At 45.1% G+C, this 17133-nt stretch carries 17 protein-coding genes; 1 reads left to right on the top strand and 16 read right to left on the bottom strand.

Going from position 1 to position 17133, the window contains the following annotated elements:
* Positions 1-10: 10 nt before the first annotated feature.
* The 9 genes from JJQ88_RS01240 to JJQ88_RS01200 form a co-directional block, all read right to left on the bottom strand.
* A complete protein-coding gene (locus JJQ88_RS01240) occupies positions 11-952 on the bottom strand; it encodes an ABC transporter ATP-binding protein (protein WP_210363909.1) in 942 nt (313 codons plus the stop codon).
* A 320-nt stretch (positions 953-1272) separates the two neighbouring features.
* Positions 1273-1899: a response regulator transcription factor gene (locus JJQ88_RS01235; protein ID WP_210363908.1), complete on the bottom strand. Its 627-nt coding sequence runs from the start codon at positions 1897-1899 to the stop codon at positions 1273-1275.
* Positions 1877-2920 (bottom strand): sensor histidine kinase, encoded by a 1044-nt coding sequence (locus JJQ88_RS01230; RefSeq protein WP_210363907.1) that lies wholly within the window; start codon positions 2918-2920, stop codon positions 1877-1879. Before JJQ88_RS01230 ends, JJQ88_RS01235 begins: the two co-directional genes overlap by 23 nt.
* A 549-nt stretch (positions 2921-3469) precedes the next feature.
* Positions 3470-3802 carry a hypothetical protein gene (locus tag JJQ88_RS01225; protein ID WP_210363906.1) on the bottom strand — a complete coding sequence of 111 codons (333 nt, stop codon included), beginning with the start codon at positions 3800-3802 and terminating at the stop codon, positions 3470-3472.
* Between the two features lie 19 nt (positions 3803-3821).
* Entirely contained in the window at positions 3822-3965 is a 144-nt protein-coding gene (locus JJQ88_RS01220) for a hypothetical protein (RefSeq protein ID WP_210363905.1), read from the bottom strand.
* A 523-nt stretch (positions 3966-4488) separates the two neighbouring features.
* Positions 4489-5385, bottom strand: coding sequence for an NrfD/PsrC family molybdoenzyme membrane anchor subunit (gene nrfD / locus JJQ88_RS01215; RefSeq protein ID WP_210363904.1), 897 nt, complete (start codon positions 5383-5385; stop codon positions 4489-4491).
* A 5-nt stretch (positions 5386-5390) separates the two neighbouring features.
* Complete coding sequence (locus tag JJQ88_RS01210; protein ID WP_210363903.1) at positions 5391-5927, bottom strand: 4Fe-4S dicluster domain-containing protein; 537 nt, start codon at positions 5925-5927, stop codon at positions 5391-5393.
* The gene (locus JJQ88_RS01205; RefSeq protein ID WP_210363902.1) at positions 5927-8122 is read right to left on the bottom strand and encodes a molybdopterin-containing oxidoreductase family protein; all 2196 of its coding nucleotides are present in this window, start codon (positions 8120-8122) and stop codon (positions 5927-5929) included. Before JJQ88_RS01205 ends, JJQ88_RS01210 begins: the two co-directional genes overlap by 1 nt.
* Positions 8123-8229: 107 nt before the next feature.
* Entirely contained in the window at positions 8230-8850 is a 621-nt protein-coding gene (locus JJQ88_RS01200) for a TorD/DmsD family molecular chaperone (RefSeq protein ID WP_210363901.1), read from the bottom strand.
* A gap of 312 nt (positions 8851-9162) precedes the next feature.
* Between JJQ88_RS01200 and JJQ88_RS01195 the strand changes: the two genes are divergently transcribed.
* A complete protein-coding gene (locus JJQ88_RS01195; RefSeq protein WP_210363900.1) occupies positions 9163-10074 on the top strand; it encodes a 4Fe-4S dicluster domain-containing protein in 912 nt (303 codons plus the stop codon).
* Positions 10075-10166: 92 nt separating this feature from the next.
* Here the strand turns inward: JJQ88_RS01195 and JJQ88_RS01190 are convergent, their stop codons facing one another.
* From JJQ88_RS01190 to JJQ88_RS01165, 7 genes are all read right to left on the bottom strand, one after another.
* A complete protein-coding gene (locus tag JJQ88_RS01190; protein WP_210363899.1) occupies positions 10167-10712 on the bottom strand; it encodes an outer spore coat protein CotE in 546 nt (181 codons plus the stop codon).
* Positions 10713-10924: 212 nt separating this feature from the next.
* Positions 10925-11362: a YlbF/YmcA family competence regulator gene (locus JJQ88_RS01185; RefSeq protein WP_210363898.1), complete on the bottom strand. Its 438-nt coding sequence runs from the start codon at positions 11360-11362 to the stop codon at positions 10925-10927.
* Position 11363: 1 nt separating this feature from the next.
* Positions 11364-12908 carry a tRNA (N6-isopentenyl adenosine(37)-C2)-methylthiotransferase MiaB gene (miaB, locus tag JJQ88_RS01180; RefSeq protein WP_210363897.1) on the bottom strand — a complete coding sequence of 515 codons (1545 nt, stop codon included), beginning with the start codon at positions 12906-12908 and terminating at the stop codon, positions 11364-11366.
* Between the two features lie 141 nt (positions 12909-13049).
* Positions 13050-13175, bottom strand: a complete 126-nt coding sequence (locus JJQ88_RS21395; protein WP_282597643.1) for a hypothetical protein — start codon at positions 13173-13175, stop codon at positions 13050-13052.
* Between the two features lie 45 nt (positions 13176-13220).
* Positions 13221-14087, bottom strand: coding sequence for a 2-oxoacid:ferredoxin oxidoreductase subunit beta (locus JJQ88_RS01175; protein ID WP_210363896.1), 867 nt, complete (start codon positions 14085-14087; stop codon positions 13221-13223).
* Between the two features lies 1 nt (position 14088).
* Positions 14089-15822: a 2-oxoacid:acceptor oxidoreductase subunit alpha gene (locus JJQ88_RS01170; RefSeq protein WP_210363895.1), complete on the bottom strand. Its 1734-nt coding sequence runs from the start codon at positions 15820-15822 to the stop codon at positions 14089-14091.
* A gap of 301 nt (positions 15823-16123) precedes the next feature.
* Positions 16124-17050 carry a dipeptidase gene (locus JJQ88_RS01165; protein ID WP_210363894.1) on the bottom strand — a complete coding sequence of 309 codons (927 nt, stop codon included), beginning with the start codon at positions 17048-17050 and terminating at the stop codon, positions 16124-16126.
* Positions 17051-17133: the final 83 nt, after the last annotated feature.

Here is a 17133-nt window from a genome sequence, read left to right as displayed (position 1 = left end):
CCCACCCTCCTTAATCCCTTAGACTGCGTCCTGTAAGATGCAAAAAAACGCTCTCCAAATTCGGCTCGACTATTTCTAATGATGAGATTCCATACCCTGCTCCAGTGACAGTCTGGATCAATTCAGTCAACACGTTTTGGGGCTCCCTGTCGAAAACAGCAAGCTCGCCGCCTTTCACCTGGAAATCCTTTTTAGAGAACGTATGGGCCAGTAGACCTTCTAGTTTTTCAACCGGTTTATTGCCTGAAAACTTCATGACGATCCTTGATCGGTCGCCAATCGTCTCCCGTAGTTCGGAAATCGTTCCGGATGCGATGAACTCACCGCGGTCCATGATTCCAATCCTTGTGCATAGGTACTGGACCTCTTCCATATAGTGGCTCGTATAGATGACCGTCATTCCTTCCTGGTTGAGGCGTTTTACGGTATCAAGGATATGCGTTCTTGATTGTGGGTCAATCCCTACAGTAGGTTCATCCATGATCAATAATTCAGGGTTATGGAGGATTGCCGCTGCAATATTCACTCGCCGTTTCATTCCCCCCGAAAAGGTCTGGACCCTATCTGTTCCCCTGTCGCCCAGCCCAATGATTTCGAGTACCTTCTCGACTCTCCTGTGCAGGTCCTTGCCCCTGAGCCCATACATCCTTCCCCAGAAAATAAGGTTCTCTCGAGCGCTTATCGTTGGATACAACGCGATATCCTGGGGCACGATGCCAATCAGGCCCTGCGCTTTTTTCGGCTGTTTGACCATATCGATGCCTGCTACCTCAATGCTTCCTGATGTAGGCGGATAAAGCCCGGAAACCATCTGGATCGTTGTTGTCTTCCCGGCTCCATTCGGTCCCAAAAGGCCGTATGATTCCCCTTTATGGACTGAAAAAGAAATGTTTTTTATCACATCAAAATCTTTGAACCTCTTAGACAGCTGATGTACCGCCAATACTTCCATCCATCACACCTGCTTTCTGTCTATACTTCTTCCATTATCTCAAAAAACATCTTGGTTGGGATGATAATTTGGAAAAATGTGTATTTATAATTTGTCTTTATTGAAATTCCAGATTATCTGTTAGCAGATTGAACTTATCGGCAACACACAATCCCCATGATTTGCAGATTTTTCACTCTTTTATCGTATTCGTCCGCATCGTTTCGCATTAAACATTTATAAGCTGCCTATCCTGGTATTTTTTCTGACCCACATGAACCAGTTCCTTTTCCAGACTCTCATTTAATGAAAAAAAAGAAGCAGGACATGTCCTGCTTCCTTCACAGCTGGAAAACGTTGTATTTCCGTGCCATCTCGACCCAATCATACCGCTTATGGGTCTCAAGTTTTTCCCCGATTTTTTGCCGGTGATTCTCGACTGTCTTCACCGAAATATCAAGCCTGTCGGCTATATCTTTCTGCGAATAGCCCATTACGGTCAAGATGAATACTTCCTTCTCCCTTTTGGTTATCGGCAAGTCAATTTGATAATAAGCATCTGCATGGGAACCCTCTTCCAAAACAATCGAATCAAAGACCTTATGGTTTGCCAGGATATGGTCCAGTGATTGAATGAGATCATCTTTTCTTAATTGTTTGATCAGATATCCATCTGCCCCCGCCTCATATGCTTTCTTCTGGTACCCAACATCATCATGCATGGAAAAAATCACGATTTTCGATTCGGGAAGCAGCTTTCTTAGCCGTTCAAGGGTAGTCAGTCCATCAAGTCCCCCTGGCATCGACAAGTCCAGCAATACCAGGTCGGCCGGGAAATTTTCAGCAGCCTTCAATGCCTCGTAGCCATCTGACGCACAGATTTTCGCATCAATACAGAATGATTGCTGCAAGAGCATGGCTAATCCATCCCGGACGATTTCATGGTCATCGACAATCATTAAGTTCATTCTCAGCCTCTCCCTCATTCTTAAGTAACGATACAAATCCTTCAACACGTGTAGGGCCGCCTTGTTTGCTCATCCACCTGATGTCCCCTTGGAGCATTTTGCATCTTTCATACATGTGCTTAAGCCCAAGACCTTTAAATTTGCAGCCTTCAGGCTTGAATCCACATCCATTATCATTTATATAAAAGAAAAGATAGCCGTGATAGGATTTTAGATTGATTGAAATCCGGGTTGCCTTTCCGTGCCTAACCGCATTGCTTACACTCTCCTGGATGACCCGGAAAAGATGGAGTTCCTTCTCGGGATCGAATTCATCTTGTTCATCGATGTCCATTTCAAGGATGATATCGATCTGGTACAGCTTCATCCAATCCTTTGCAGCCTCGAGGAGCGATTTTTCCAATCCAAGATGGTACACGATTTCCGGTCTGAGGCTTTTGGTCAGGTGCTTAATGTCAGTTAAAGTCTTTTCCATGACATTGATCATATTCGCGACATGCGTTTGATGTGTTTCATCATTTATATTCTGCTTGATTACTTCGAGTCCAAGAAAAATACTGTAGACACTTTGCCCGATATGATCATGCAATTCCCTTGCTATCCTTTTCCTCTCCGCTTCCTGCGCGAGCATTGTTTCCTGGACAAGCAATTCATGGAACCTCGCCCTTTCACTGTTTTCATTCTGGACAGGCCTCCGTATCTGAAGCATAAAAAACTCCTGCTCCTCCCAATCCAGCTTTTTCAATGACATTTCAAACTCTTCAAGCCCTTCGTAAACAGCCATATGAGAATGGAAGAAGGGGATTGGCTCTTCAGCCGTTAAAATGCATCGATTTTCATCATCTCCAACTTCACGTTGCTGGCAATACGTACAGTATGGGACCGATTCGCCTAGCTTCCACCCTGTCATGGCGGCAGCCTGTCCATTCAGATAATGGATCATCCGTTCCTTATCCATGATGATGATCCCCTCAGGCAAGAGATCGACAACTTTCTGCAGGTATTCCTTTTGTATCCTCATAGTATCCTCCAAAGAACTTATGCCTACGGGCAGTTCAACATCCTTACTCTCATTTTAAACTCTTTTTTCAGGCTTGGTCCGAATGTTTATTAACAATAGGTGAACTTGGCGGCCAGTATTCAAAATTGTCACAAGCCTTCGCTATACTAAGGAAAGCCATGCGTTTAAACGAGAGAATCAAGACTAAATTAACTGTTTCTTTTTTTCTAAAAAGCTTCTGTTTTCTAGCGGCTGAAGCGTCACTGCACCTGCATCCCTCTTACACTTCGATGGTCGGCAGCTGCGTATCCAGGAATATCTCCGCATTCACCTGACGGACCAGGAGGAAACCTATTCTCCTGCCCTGCTTCTGGTCCTGATAATCTATCCTGCTGCCTTGTATTGAAGTGCACAGTGAATGGGATGCCCTAACATGCCGCCCTGCTGTATTTCAATGGCTGGCGTTTGTCCAATCGGCAAAAATAAGGCCCGGATGGAAGCGGTTAACCTGGAATTTTTCAAAACACCAAAAAGCAGACTGCAAATGGCAGCCTGCTCTCATGTTCAGGATCAAGATTCTTTCAGTTTCTTCAAAACCTGCGTAATATCCTCACTAGTTTTACCGATTGCCTGCGGCAATGTCTGGATCCCTTCGGATGTCCAATAATCATAAATCCTTGCAAGATCATTCCGATCATATACCTCATTGGCAAATGTGTTGAAAAAATAGGCAAGCAGTACATTCCTGACTGGCAATGGCAGTGTTTTCCTGGTGGAAATCGACCTCAGGGCAATGTTTTCCAGTCCCCTGATATTGCCCTCAGTCAACCTGACTGCCATTTCTTCCAGCGAGGCAGTTTCACATAATTGAAAAAATTCCTGGTCATTCAGTAGTTTTTCCATACAAATTCTCCTGCGTCAATCACAAATTTTCCAGCGCGTTTTCCAATAGCTCAATATCTTTTGATATTTCCTGTTTCACCTTTATATCATGGCATCGTCGATATTCAATATGGAGCTTTCTAAGCTCCTCACGGAACATGTAAAATTCAAAGTTGTTTTCCATAATCGCCCTCATTATCATTAACTGTTAACTCTCATTTTCCCATAAACTCGTTATGTCAAACTTAGATTTTTGCAAGGATCGGGGCAATTTGTTACCAAACACTTTACCACTTTGCCATGTCATAATAAAGAGGAAAATAGTTTCATTTTTTTAACCTTTCCAGAAGAAGACTCCCTTTCTTTCGCTTTTTCCTGAGACCAATGTGTCCTATCTTCTTCTTGCTGAGTTCTTTCTTATTGCAGAACGAAAAGCGCAAGTGCTTCGTTCAGCCCCTGCAAGCGCTGGCCGGCTATAAGATCGCAGTACACTGCGGCTACGTCTGCACAAGGACATCTGTGTCCTTCATGCGGCCTGACAGTGAAGTCGTTCTTTTGTTTTCTTCGACGGGACTGAAGCTTCTCGAGTGGCTAGGGCTCTAGCTGGATTCAGAATACTGCATGTAATTATCCACAACTAAAGAATTTTATAAGTTCCTGGTAGACAACAAGAAAGCCTGAACTGCATCAGTCCAGGCTTACGAATTTTATAAGAACGCGATTGGCACTGCTGCCGCAAGCAGCAGGTAGCGGAGGATGAATCCACCGGCAAGGACTGCCGTTTCGGTCACGAGTGTACCAGCGATACCATGTGATCCTGCTGCAGCAACTTCAAGACCGGCCTTGCTGTGCCCAAGTTTTTTTTCATTGTATAATTCCAGTGACTCGATAATGATTGGAAGGATCAAGCCCATAGCAATCAGGCCGAACCAGAAAAGCGTGCTATATTCACCGGAAACAAGCATCGCGACTGATTCTGCGGCCGCTTCATTCGATGAAGAAGTAATCAGGAACATCGTGAAAATCAGGAATACTTCTGCAACAAGCAATGCCAGGTGGATTTTCTTCACTGACAAAACCTTGTGCACGACACTTCTATCAATGAGTGCTGAAACGAGCATTGTTCCGGCGATACCAGTGGATATAGCCGATACGACGAACAGGATTGGCAAAATCGCAGTGTTCCATAACGGTACCGACCCGACGACACCAATCAGGAATCCTGTATAGATCGCTGTCGCGATGGCAAAAACAATGCCTGCGTACTCAACCAGCTTATTGACGTCCTTTTTCAGCAATTCCATCAGGGCAATGAAGACAGCTGCCAACATGAAGAAACTGATGAAATACGTACCGATCGTCATGACAGAACTAAGATTCGTAAACAGATAGATGAAGCGCAAAGGGTTTTTCAAACCTGCTTCCGCATCAACAATCAGCAGCAGGAGCCCGATTCCCATCAATACAGGGCTGATCAGCCTTCCGATGACCCTTACCGTTACAGCATCCGGATATTTTCTGGATACATAGGAGGATGTAAGGAATGCCCCCGCGCTGAGTCCTGCTAAAAACAAATACGCGGCAATTATATTTCCCCAAACCATCATACTCACCTCACGTAGTAGATTTTTGATTTACCCAGGTCAGGCCTTAATGGTTTGGCATTGAGCCTGACAATTGCCTTTGATACTTCGCTGTTCGGATCGTCGAGATCGCCAAAGATCCTGGCATTGCTGATACAGGTGCTGACACATGCAGGCTGTTTGCCTTCAGCCACCAATTCTGCACAGAAGCGGCATTTTTCCACTACCCCTGTACTGTGTTCCTGCGTCCTGGCATTATACGGGCATGCAACCATACAGTATTTACAGCCAATGCATTTATCTGCGTCTACGAGGACAATTCCCTCTTCTGTTGTGTACGTTGCTTTCGTCGGACATACACTTTCACATGGAGCATCCTCACAATGCTGACATTGAACGGGGATGACTTCATTCCTGACATTCGGGAACGTACCTGTCTCTTTTTCATAAAACTTGATGAATGACTCTTCGACCGGAAGCTCATTTTGCATTTGGCAGCTAACCCGGCATGCATAACAGCCCACACATTTTCTGGTATCGATCAACATTCCATAGCGTGCCATCAGCCTCTCACCTTCCTCACCTTGACAATTACCTCCTGGATATTTCCAGCTCCACTCCACTTTTCAAAATCGAATGGAACGTGTTCCATATAGCCAAAACCAATGCCTACTCCTGTTTTTAAATCTTTTGATGTAATACCGTAATGGCTTGGGACAAAGATAGCTTCCGGATGGATTTTCTCCGTTACTTTCACACGAACCTTACTCGTTGCCTCACTGGATTTCACTTCGACCATATCGCCGTCTTTGATGCCGAGTGCTTTTGCGCGCTTAGGATTGATCCAGATTCTTTCTAGGTCATAGTCCTTTGTAATCTGCATCAGAATAGGGATATTTGCTGTCTGTGTATGGCTGTGGATTGCCTGTTTTCCGGTGATCAGCCGGAAAGAGTCGTCAGCAGGGCTAACTTTTGGCTCTACCCACTCGACTATAGGCTTGAAGCCTGCTTCTTTGTAAGTCTCACTGAAAAACTCAATCTTTTTTGAAGGAGTTTTCAATTCAGGCATTTCACCGATGACAATCTCTTCTTCAGGAAACATGATTGTTCCTTTTTCCCTTAATTCCTTGTAGCTGATGCCGGTTGGGGCAAGCATCGCTTCATTCAGTTCATCGAGCGTAAAGTTGAAGTACTGGCTGACACCGCAAGCCTCGGCTAATTCTGTATAGATTTGATCGATTGGCTTTGTCTTCGGATGGACTTTTTCTACCATCCTCTGGCGAAGGGCAATGCCAGGAACTTTACCTGATAAGCCTTCAATGACTTCATCGCGTTCAATATAGGTCACATCCGGCAGCACATAGTGTGCAAGCTGGGCAGTCTCTGACATCTGAACATCAATGGCAACGACAAGGTCCATTTTGGAAAGTGCTTCTTTCATGACCTTTGGATTGCCGTATCCAAGCGCTGCGTTCGAATGATAATAGATAGCTGCCTTCATTTTCCCTTCGAGCGCTTCCTTGGCAACGATCGTGGCGACTCCATGCTCCTTATAGGCAAGCGGGAAGCTTTCAGAACCTGCCTTTGGTGACTCTGGTTCAGGAGGATTAGGATACTTCTTTTCATCCAGTTTGCCCAATTTAGGCTTCCCTCCGAAAATGCTGCCTCCCTTCTGCTGGTAGTTGCCCAGCAAGGCGTTGAACAGTGCTACTGCCCTTCCGGTTTCCGTGCTATTTTCATAGTTGCAGCCAAACGCTCCGCGCCATGATTGCTCGATCAAAGCCTTTGGTTTCGCTTTTCCCATGTCAATCGCGATTCGAGTGATGGCGTCCGCAGGGATGCCGGTAATGCCTTCAGCCCATTGAGGAGTATATTTCTTAAGTTCCTTTGCATATTCATCAAATCCGATTGTATATTTCTTGATGAATTCAATATCATGCAGGTTTTCTTTTATCAGGACATGTGACATGGCCAGAATAAGTGCCAGGTCCGTTCCGGGCCGGATTGCAAGCCACTCGGTCGCAAGGTTCCCGGTATTGTTCAAGCGAGGATCGACAATGACTATTTTCGCTCCATTGTCCTTTGCCGCAGCCAGGGACAGGACTGAGCCCGGCCGGATTCCATCCCCGTAGCTTCTGCCGATGAACATGATATATTTCGCATTGCTTATGTCTGCGCTGGTGGAAGTCACGCCTACAGTATGCAGGAAACCTGCATCCCGGGAGTTCGAGCAGACGACGTGATGCGTATAATAGTTGGATGATCCAAGGGCATTGATGAACCGTGGGGAATAAAACTTGCCTGTCGCTCTTGGGTCTTCCGTCAAGGCAACTGCCTGAGGGCCGTGTTCCTTGATGATTTTGTCCAATTTTTCAGCAATTTCCTTATAAGCCTGTTCCCATGAAATCGGCTTGAATTTTCCATCTGCTGTTCGTTTCAATGGCTCTGTCAGCCTGTCTGGAGAATAGACCACTGTCGCGTAACCGTGTCCTCTCGCACATAGCTTTCCTTTTGAATAGGGATGGTCCGGGTGGCCAGTAAGCTTCCATAAACGGCCATTCTTTACATGTCCAATCATCCCGCACTTACTTGAACAGGCGTTGCATGTACTGGCTATTTCCTTTATATCTGTGTTTCCGCCAGCTTTAACATATTCGCTGCTCCATTGATTGAAGCCCACTGTCCCAGCGGATGCCAGCGCAGCTGTCGCTGCAGATGCTTTAATGAAGCCACGCCGTGATAGTTTTGTATCTAGCATTTCACAAGACCTCCTTTTTTCTGTCTTCCGGTTGAAGCTTTCTGCTCGTCCATGTATATGCCCTTAGTGCATCCACTAAAAGCATCACCACCTTTCCGGCTCCTGGGTTAGCGGTAAGTCTGCCGCTGGAGTTCCAGCAATTCCATCAGAAGCCCGGTCGCCTGATAATAGAATGGATGGACTCCAGTCTTGCGGACTTTTTCTTTAAAATCTGGCAACCAATCGAAGTGATCGGCTAGGAACCCGCGAGTAAATTCCTCTTGGGCATGTTCGATGAAATAGCTGAAAAGTTCCAGCAAAATTGAGAGATGATCTGGAGTTCCTGCGTACTCCGGAGGGATCTCAATTTGGAACTTTTCCAAAATGAATCTAATATGGAAGGCAGGATCTCCCTGTAAGTACCCTTTGCTTTTCGCAAAAGGAAGAGTACAGCCTTCATCTTGAGTCCAAATCTTATAAATCGATTCAACAGGCAACGCTGCCCCTTCTTTTGTGTTGGACAGCGTCGCGGAATAGATGTCTACCAATTGTTCATAGCTTTCAGGCATTTTCAAAGCGGACATTAAGGCTGTGGATCCATATGCGTCCATTGCAGCCTGGCGCAGGCTTCCAAATAATTGCTCTTCCTTTAATCCAATCCAGAATTCCTCTGAAGGAGGTTTATAAAATTCAGCCATAATCCGGAAAATCCCGGCAGTCTTTTTCCTGTCTTCAGTCCTTGCATTCACGTCTTCACACCACCTTTTCTCTCCCTGCTTCACACTTTCACTATATGCCAATGAAATATGTGAAACAATATACATTCTGTGGAGAATCGACAGAATTCGAGTAAAGGATTTCACCCAAAAACCCTTGCACTCTAGAGCATATTAGCAAGTTGCCAACACTGTAATCCTATAAGGATGCTGGTTTAGGAAGTTCTTGCCGAATTTCCTGTGAACATTCCTTTACATATCTATGAAAAACAAGCGAACTCAACACTTTTACAATCTATTCATCGTAAAATAAAAGAAAATGAATGTACCATTGAGGTGACCGGCATGTCGCTATTGACGAATTGGCTTGAAAGCCTTGGATATGAACTTGAAATCTCTGAATCTTGCCTTAGAAACATCAGTCCTTTCAGCAGATGTAACCTTTGCCTGGATGCTTGTCCCGAACATGCGATCAAGATTGATAAGGAAAATGTCGACATCAGTCCCGATCAATGCACATCTTGCGGAATCTGCATAACTGTTTGTCCTGAACAGGCAATCAAGGGGCAGTCGCCGTCAAGGAATGTCGTCCAAAAAAACCTTTTGCTTGAAGAGGATTCTCCATTGCCAACTGTAGCCGAACTATTGTATTTCCATAAAAAAGGAATCCGTTATCTTTGTTCAGCAAGTGGTAATGACAAGCTTGATCCTGTCATTTGGAAGGCAAATGAATGTTTATTGAAGATGGGCATGGAATCATTGGAGAGTGTCTGCGAATTAACAAAGGTATCAGATGGACAGCTAAAGATGTCAAGAAGGGATTTTTTCAGCAAATTGACTTCAGACAGCAAGAAAACCATGCTTTCTTCCATCACACCTGCAAAATGGCGCTTTAATGAAGATAACTTTCGATTGTCGAATCTTTATCCGGATTGGTCATTCTTTGACATTGTTTTCGATAAAGAAGGCTGTTCGCTTTGCGAAGCTTGTTTTTCGCTGTGTCCAGCCGATGTGTTCAAGCTTGAAGACAAATCATTGCAAGTTGACGCCCAAAAGTGTTCTGGCTGCAACCTTTGCCGGGATATTTGCCAAAGCAATGGCATATTGATTAAAAAACATCTTCATCAGGCGGCAACAGACCATTTACAAGTTTTCACGTCAAACTGCGACATTTGCGGGAACACATTCCACTCATGGAATGTAGAAAAAGTATGCCATATATGCAGCAGCCGGAGGGTGAATGACTTCTTCCTTTAATATGGCGCTTGACTGGTTCGGGGTAGCCTTTCGCGTTCTAAGGCTGAAAAAGGATAAAAAAAACTAGGAAGTGAAAGCTTCCTAGTTGGGTGTTATTCTTCCTCTGTTCCTAAAAGGAACTCAGGGTTAAGATCCTCGAATTCTTCGTCATCAAGATCGTTTGCCCACTCATCATCATCGCCTTCGACTCCGTCAGGGTTGATGGCTACCCAGACTTTTGTTTCCCCGATGACTTCAGTCTGGAACTCCCTCTCCACATTGACGATGATTTTGTTTCCGTTCGGTGAAACGACAGCCTCGATGCAATTAGGCTGCTGGAGTACATCGACCAGGACATCGTTGTCATCCATGCAATCATTGTCGCGATATTTCAACTTGATGACATCGGTATAATTCACTTTCTCTGTCACTACTTCTGTTCTTGTATTATCATCAAAGGAGTGCCAGATGTTGAGATCATACGATCCACATACTTCAACTGTTTTCCCGACCTTTTTTGCTTTGTACTTATGGTTAATGGCCCAAGCGCCTAAAATGCTGCTCGGATGATGCGCTGGGCTGATCGTATGATTGGACTGCGTGAACTTCCGTCCTTTCGCTACGACGGCTTTCGTGATAATCTGTCTGTAATCTCCCATTGCGAGCGAAACCTCCTCAATCTTTTTCAATTCATCCTATGCGTGATATTAGACTAGTGTGCGATTAATTTTGGAGACTCTGCTAAAAACTTAGGCATAGTTCATTGTATGCCCAATCGCTATGAATGTTCCCGGATGGCTGAAAAAGAAAGGTTTCTGGCCATAAAAAAACGGCATCCGCATGTTGCGGGTGCCATTATTTATTGACCATCTCAATGCTCGTGCGTGTGGCAGCTTTGACTGTTTTTGACTGCTGCACCTGTTTCCCCGCGAAGCACATCACCGCCAGTCGAGGCAATGACTTGATCGGTCACGGTATTGGAAATGGTGGATGCGATGATTTGCAATAGTTCATTCACTTCAAGCTGGGATTGCTTGAATTCCTGTACGACAGGAATTTCATCAAGCTGCTGCTCAAGTGATGCGATTTTCTCCTCTGTTTTCTTCAGCGCTTCAGCCTTCCCATAATGCTGGAAATTGACAGCTTGCTTCTGCAAGCCCTTTATAGACGAAATAAGTGTCTTTACTTTTTCGTTTTCATGGATTTGAGCCTCGGCACGCTTGAAAAAGTCAACTTCTTCTGTTTCCGCGATCATTAACGCAATCTCTTTTGCACGCTCGATAATATCATCTTTATTAAATTTGGCCAACTTATTTCACCTCAACTGGTTCGATTTCTTCTACCATTTCCCCGTTCAATGACCATGTTTTCGCATCGGTTATTTGCACTTTCACAATTTTGCCGATTGCTGATTTTGGTCCGACAAAATTGACAAGTTTCATCTTGCTTGTGTAACCTGCGAGGACTTCAGGATTATTTTTGCTTTCGCCTTCGACGAGCACTTCAACGACCCTGCCCTTGTATTTTTTCATTGACTCTGCGGACTGTTCATTGACCAGCGCATTCAGTCGCTGAAGACGTTCTTTCTTCACTTCCATTGGAACGTTATCCTGCATTTTTGCTGCAGGTGTTCCTTCCCGCGGAGAGTAAATGAAAGTATACGCTGATTCATAGCCTACTTCCCTGACTAAGGATAAAGTTTCTTCAAATTGCTCCTCGGTTTCATTGGGATACCCGACGATGATATCCGTAGTCAATGTCACATTTGGGATGGCCGCCTTGATCTTGCGTACAAGCTCCAGGTATTGCTCACGAGTATATTTGCGTGCCATGATCTTCAACACTTCTGTTGATCCTGATTGAACAGGAAGGTGAATATGGTCCATCAAGTTCCCGCCTTTGGCGAGGACTTCGATCAAATGATCATCGAAATCCCGGGGATGGCTAGTTGTAAACCGGATCCTCGGGATATTGATTCTCCTGATTTCATCCATCAAATTGCCTAGCCCATACTTCATGTCTGAGAAATCCTTTCCGTAAGCGTTCACATTCTGTCCAAGCAGGGTAATTTCCTGATATCCCTGGGCAGCAAGCTGGCGGACTTCCTGGATGATGTCTTCAGGGCGGCGGCTCCTCTCCTTACCGCGTGTATACGGAACAATGCAGTACGTACAGAATTTGTCGCATCCGTACATGATATTTACCCATGCTTTGATATTGCCCTGGCGTACTTTTGGAAGGTTTTCGATGACATCCCCTTCCTTCGACCACACTTCGACAACCATTTCCTTGGACATATATGCTTCATGGAGGATGTTTGGAAGACGGTGGATATTGTGGGTACCAAAGATCATATCAACATGGCTGTAGGTCTTCAGGATTTTATTGACAACTGACTCCTCCTGGGACATGCATCCGCAAACACCTAAAAGCAAATCCGGCTTTTCTCTTTTCAAGTGCTTAAGATGTCCTAGCTCACCAAAAACCTTGTTCTCTGCATTTTCCCTGATCGCACAGGTATTCAAAAGGATCACATTCGCATCTTCCGCACTTTCTGTCGGTTCGTATCCAAGGCCAAGGAAGATTCCTGCCATAACTTCTGTATCATGTTCATTCATCTGGCAGCCATATGTGCGGATATAAAATTTCCTCCCCTGTCCCATTCCATGGAATTGTTCAGGGATCGAGAAATCTTTATGATAAGTGACTTCTTCCTTCCCGCGTTTTTTTGCTTCCTTCAAGGAAGGTGCTGTATAAACTTTTTCAAAGTACTTGCTGTAATCCTTGCTGGATTTTTTGTCCGAAGAATTAGCAGGCTGCACTTGCTGACTTTCTAGGCGTTGTTTTTCGTTCATTGTATTTCCCCTTTCATCGGAAAAGCATTCGCGCTCAAACTTGCGCGAAACCTGATTTGTTATCAGAAAAGCATCTGGTCTCCTAATTGCTTAGGCAATCCAAGAATATAGAAATATACACATTATAATAGTATAAACCCTTCATTCATCGAAGACAATAGCAGGCACTGGAATATCCAGCACTGTCTTGCCAAAAAGCCTGTCCAAGTTTTTATTGTACAGAATTCTTGTCTGCCCTGTTGTGATTCCACTCACATTTTTAGGCATTAAAAACCCCAATCCATGAAGATTGGGGTCATTTTGTCTCTTTTTTTACATAAATTCAGCAACAAGCTTATCGAAGTGCTCCTGGTCAAGCTTAAGGTCTGCTTTAGACAGTGGTGTTTCTGAAAAACCATTGACCAGTTCCTGGTAAGACTTGCGTTCTGTATTCTGATAGATCAATCCCGTTACAAGTCCGTTGTGCTTCATCAAAGTCTGCATTGCAGCTTCACGGTTCGAAGGATCGTACTCTTCGATGTCGCTCAATTTAGTCAGATTTTCCTTGAACCAGTCATATGTGTTCACTTTATTGTAAGTGACACATGGGCTGAATACGTTGATCAATGAGAAACCTTTATGGTTAATACCGGCTTCAATCAGTGCTGTCAAATCTTTGAGATCTGTTGAAAAGCTTTGCGCAACGAAGGTAGCGCCTGCTGTCAATGCCATTTCCATTGGTGAAATCGCCTGTTCGATCGATCCCATCGGAGTAGATTTCGTCTTGAATCCTGCAGCCGAACGAGGGGAAGTCTGACCCTTCGTCAACCCGTAAATCTGATTGTCCATGACAACGTAAGTGATGTCAATATTCCGTCTGATTGCATGGATAGTATGCCCCATGCCGATGGCAAAGCCGTCGCCATCACCGCCTGAAGCGATGACTGTCAAGTCGCGGTTAGCCATCTTGACACCCTGTGCGATTGGAAGGGCGCGACCGTGGATTCCATGGAACCCGTATGAATTGATATATCCTGAGATACGGCCGGAGCAGCCGATACCGGAAATAACTGCCATGCCTTCTGGTTCAAGTCCCACATTCGCAGCTGCGCGCTGGATAGCCGCCTGGACAGAGAAGTCGCCGCAGCCTGGGCACCAGTTAGGTTTTACACTGTTTCGAAAATCTTTAAAAGTCGCCATCCTAGAACAACTCCTTGCATTTTGTGTGGATTTCCTGCGGCAAGAATGGATTTCCGTCGTACTTGAGGATCTTTGTGATCTTCTCAGCATGGCCGACGTTCATCTTCATAATGTTAGCCAGTTGTCCTGTCGCATTGTTTTCAATGACCGCAATCTTCTTAGCAGATTTCACAAGCTCCATCATTTCATCAGCAGGGAATGGATGGATTAGGCGGACATGCGCATGATTCACTTTCAGGCCATCCTTTTCAAGTCTTCCCATTGCTTCTTCAATGGCACCTCTTGTAGAGTTGAATCCTACAATCAGCAAATCCGCTTCCTCATGCGGAGCATTCTTATGGATAGGCGTTTTGAACTTGATGTTGCTGATCTTCCGGAAACGCTTGTCCATTTGGGCAATACGGTTCGCAGATGATTCAGAAGGCTTACCCGTTTCATCATGCTCAACCCCGGTGACATGGTGGATACCATTTTTCATTCCTGGGATGACGCGCGGCGAAACTCCATCCTCGGTTACTTCATAGCGCTTGAAGTATCCCTTGTTCTCGATTTCCGGAAGTTCTTCCGCCACCAATTTTCCGCGGCGGATTTCCACCTTGTCAAACTCAAGCGGTTCGACTGTCTGCTTCCCTAATGAAAGCTGCAGGTCTGTAAGGAGGATGACAGGGCATTGGTATTCTTCCGCAAGGTTGAACGCTTCTGTTATATCGTAGAAGGCTTCCTGCACGGTGCTTGGAGCCATGACGATTTTTGGGATTTCCCCGTGTGTTCCATAGATCATCGCCATCAGGTCTGACTGTTCCTGTTTCGTTGGAAGGCCTGTAGACGGGCCGCCACGCTGTGTATCAACAATGACAAGCGGAGTTTCAGTGATGCCTGAAAGGCCAATCGCTTCCATCTTCAAGGAAAGCCCTGGTCCTGCAGATGCTGTCATTGCACGGACACCGCCATAGTTGGCGCCGATTGTCATCGTCGCTGCCGCGATCTCATCCTCTGTCTGAATGACAGTCCCTCCCAGTGCTGGAAGCTTCTTAATCAAATATTCCATGATTTCTGAAGCCGGGGTGATCGGATAGGCAGCCATGAACCGGCAGCCTGCAGCCAATGCTCCAAGCGCGATTGCATCGTTTCCGATCATGAAAAGGCGTTTTTTGCCATCAGCTTTTTCCAGCTGCATGGTCAATGTATCGCCTAATTGCTCTTTTGTATATTCGTAGCCAGTTTTAATGGCTTCCATATTCTTCTCGACGACTTGCTGTCCTTTGCGCCCGAAAATTTCCTGGACGACTTCTTTAAAAACTTCGATGTCCAAATCCAATACCGCGCTGGTCGCACCAATCGCAACCATGTTTTTCATAAGAGATGTACCTAATTCCGTAGCCATTTCCGTGAATGGAACCGCATACATTGCTGCTTCAGTATCTTCCGGTTTCTTAGGGTCGAACTTAGCATCGGCAATGATCACTCCATTCGCATGCAATTCCTTGTAATTGACATCGATTGTTTCCTGGTCGAAAGCTACAAGGATATCCAAGTCATCAGAAATCGATCGAACCTGTGTTGTGCTAACCCGAATCTTGTTGTTTGTGTGCCCACCTTTGATACGTGATGAAAAGTGGCGGTATCCATACAAGTAGTAGCCCAGACGGTTCAATGCTATGGAGAATATTTCTCCGGTAGATTCAATTCCTTCTCCCTGCTGTCCGCCAACTTTCCATGAAAGTTGATTGATCATCTCTTACACCCCTTTAGATACGTAAAAAAATATGTAAAAACGCTTCGTTATTAAGTGTAGCACTTTTCCAAGTAATTCACTAGACTTTGGCTCTGAGAATCTTCTGCAGACCCGGGAAGCTAGCAAGTGGATGGTACTAAACGCTTACAATTCTAGACCTATGTCATAAAAAAAGCAACCCTTTACGATTAAATATTGACTAAAATATGAATGTTTTTTATTAATAAAAATATGAACGGCAAACCGATGGACAGGTTCGCTGTCCGAACCAGCAAAATCCTTTACAAACACATACATCCTTTCATTTTTTCCATGGGAGCCTGCCTGCCATATTGCCGAATAAAAACTTCCTGACTTGTATATCAGAATAATGTTTTTGCAATGCTTCAATAAGATTATGGTATTGGCGGTTCCCGTCCAGCCCGGATACGGTGCAGTCGATTCCATCAAAGTCTGAACCAAAACCGAGATGGTTTTCCCCTCCAAGGGAGCAGACATGTTCAACATGCCTGATAACATCATCAATCCGCGCCTGCTGCTCCCCTGTCAAAAATTCCGGAACAAAGGTTATTCCGATCACACTATCCCTCATGATCAATGCCTTGATTTGTTCGTCCTTCAAATTTCTTGGATGCGGACAAATAGCGTCGCAGTTGGAATGGGAAGCAAAAGCAAATTTGCTGGTTTCGATCACATCCCAGAACCCCCGTTCCGAAAGATGCGACAGATCACAAGGAACCTGCTCCTCATTCAGCATCCCTACGACCTGATTCCCAAACCGAGACAACCCAGCCCCCCGCTTTTCAAGAGCTCCATCTGCTACATGATTGCCATAGTTCCAGGTCAATCCAACCGAACGTACCCCGAGCCTCAACAACGTCCTTAGCTTCATTAAATCCTGACCGATTGCGTCACAGCCTTCTAGTGTCAGCAGGGCTCCTATTTCATCCACTTCAAGCTGATGGATATCCTCGCTGGAAATGATTTGTTTCACTCCTGTGGATGTCAGGATTCTTTCATAAAATAAATCCACCATATGCAGGGCAGCCTGGAACTTTAAATCTGGATGCACTGATTCCGGGACATAAATCGCGAACAACTGGACTTTTGTGCACGAGGCCTTAAGCGACTCATGTGTAACATGGAGTCCCGTGGACTTGGAAAACTCAAGCGATGGATCCATGAACATTTTATAAAGTACATCGCAATGACCATCAAATACCTTCAAACCATTCCCTCCTTTATTTCCTCCTTTTTGCCGTAAGGAACAAGAAAGCCTGCTTGCGGCAGCAAACAGGCAAAATCGATACG

It is taken from the genome of Bacillus sp. REN3 (assembly GCF_017912555.1).
Taxonomy (GTDB): domain Bacteria; phylum Bacillota; class Bacilli; order Bacillales; family Cytobacillaceae; genus Mesobacillus.
Note: the sequence above shows the minus strand (reverse complement) of the source record. Positions and strands in the feature narration are given on the sequence as shown.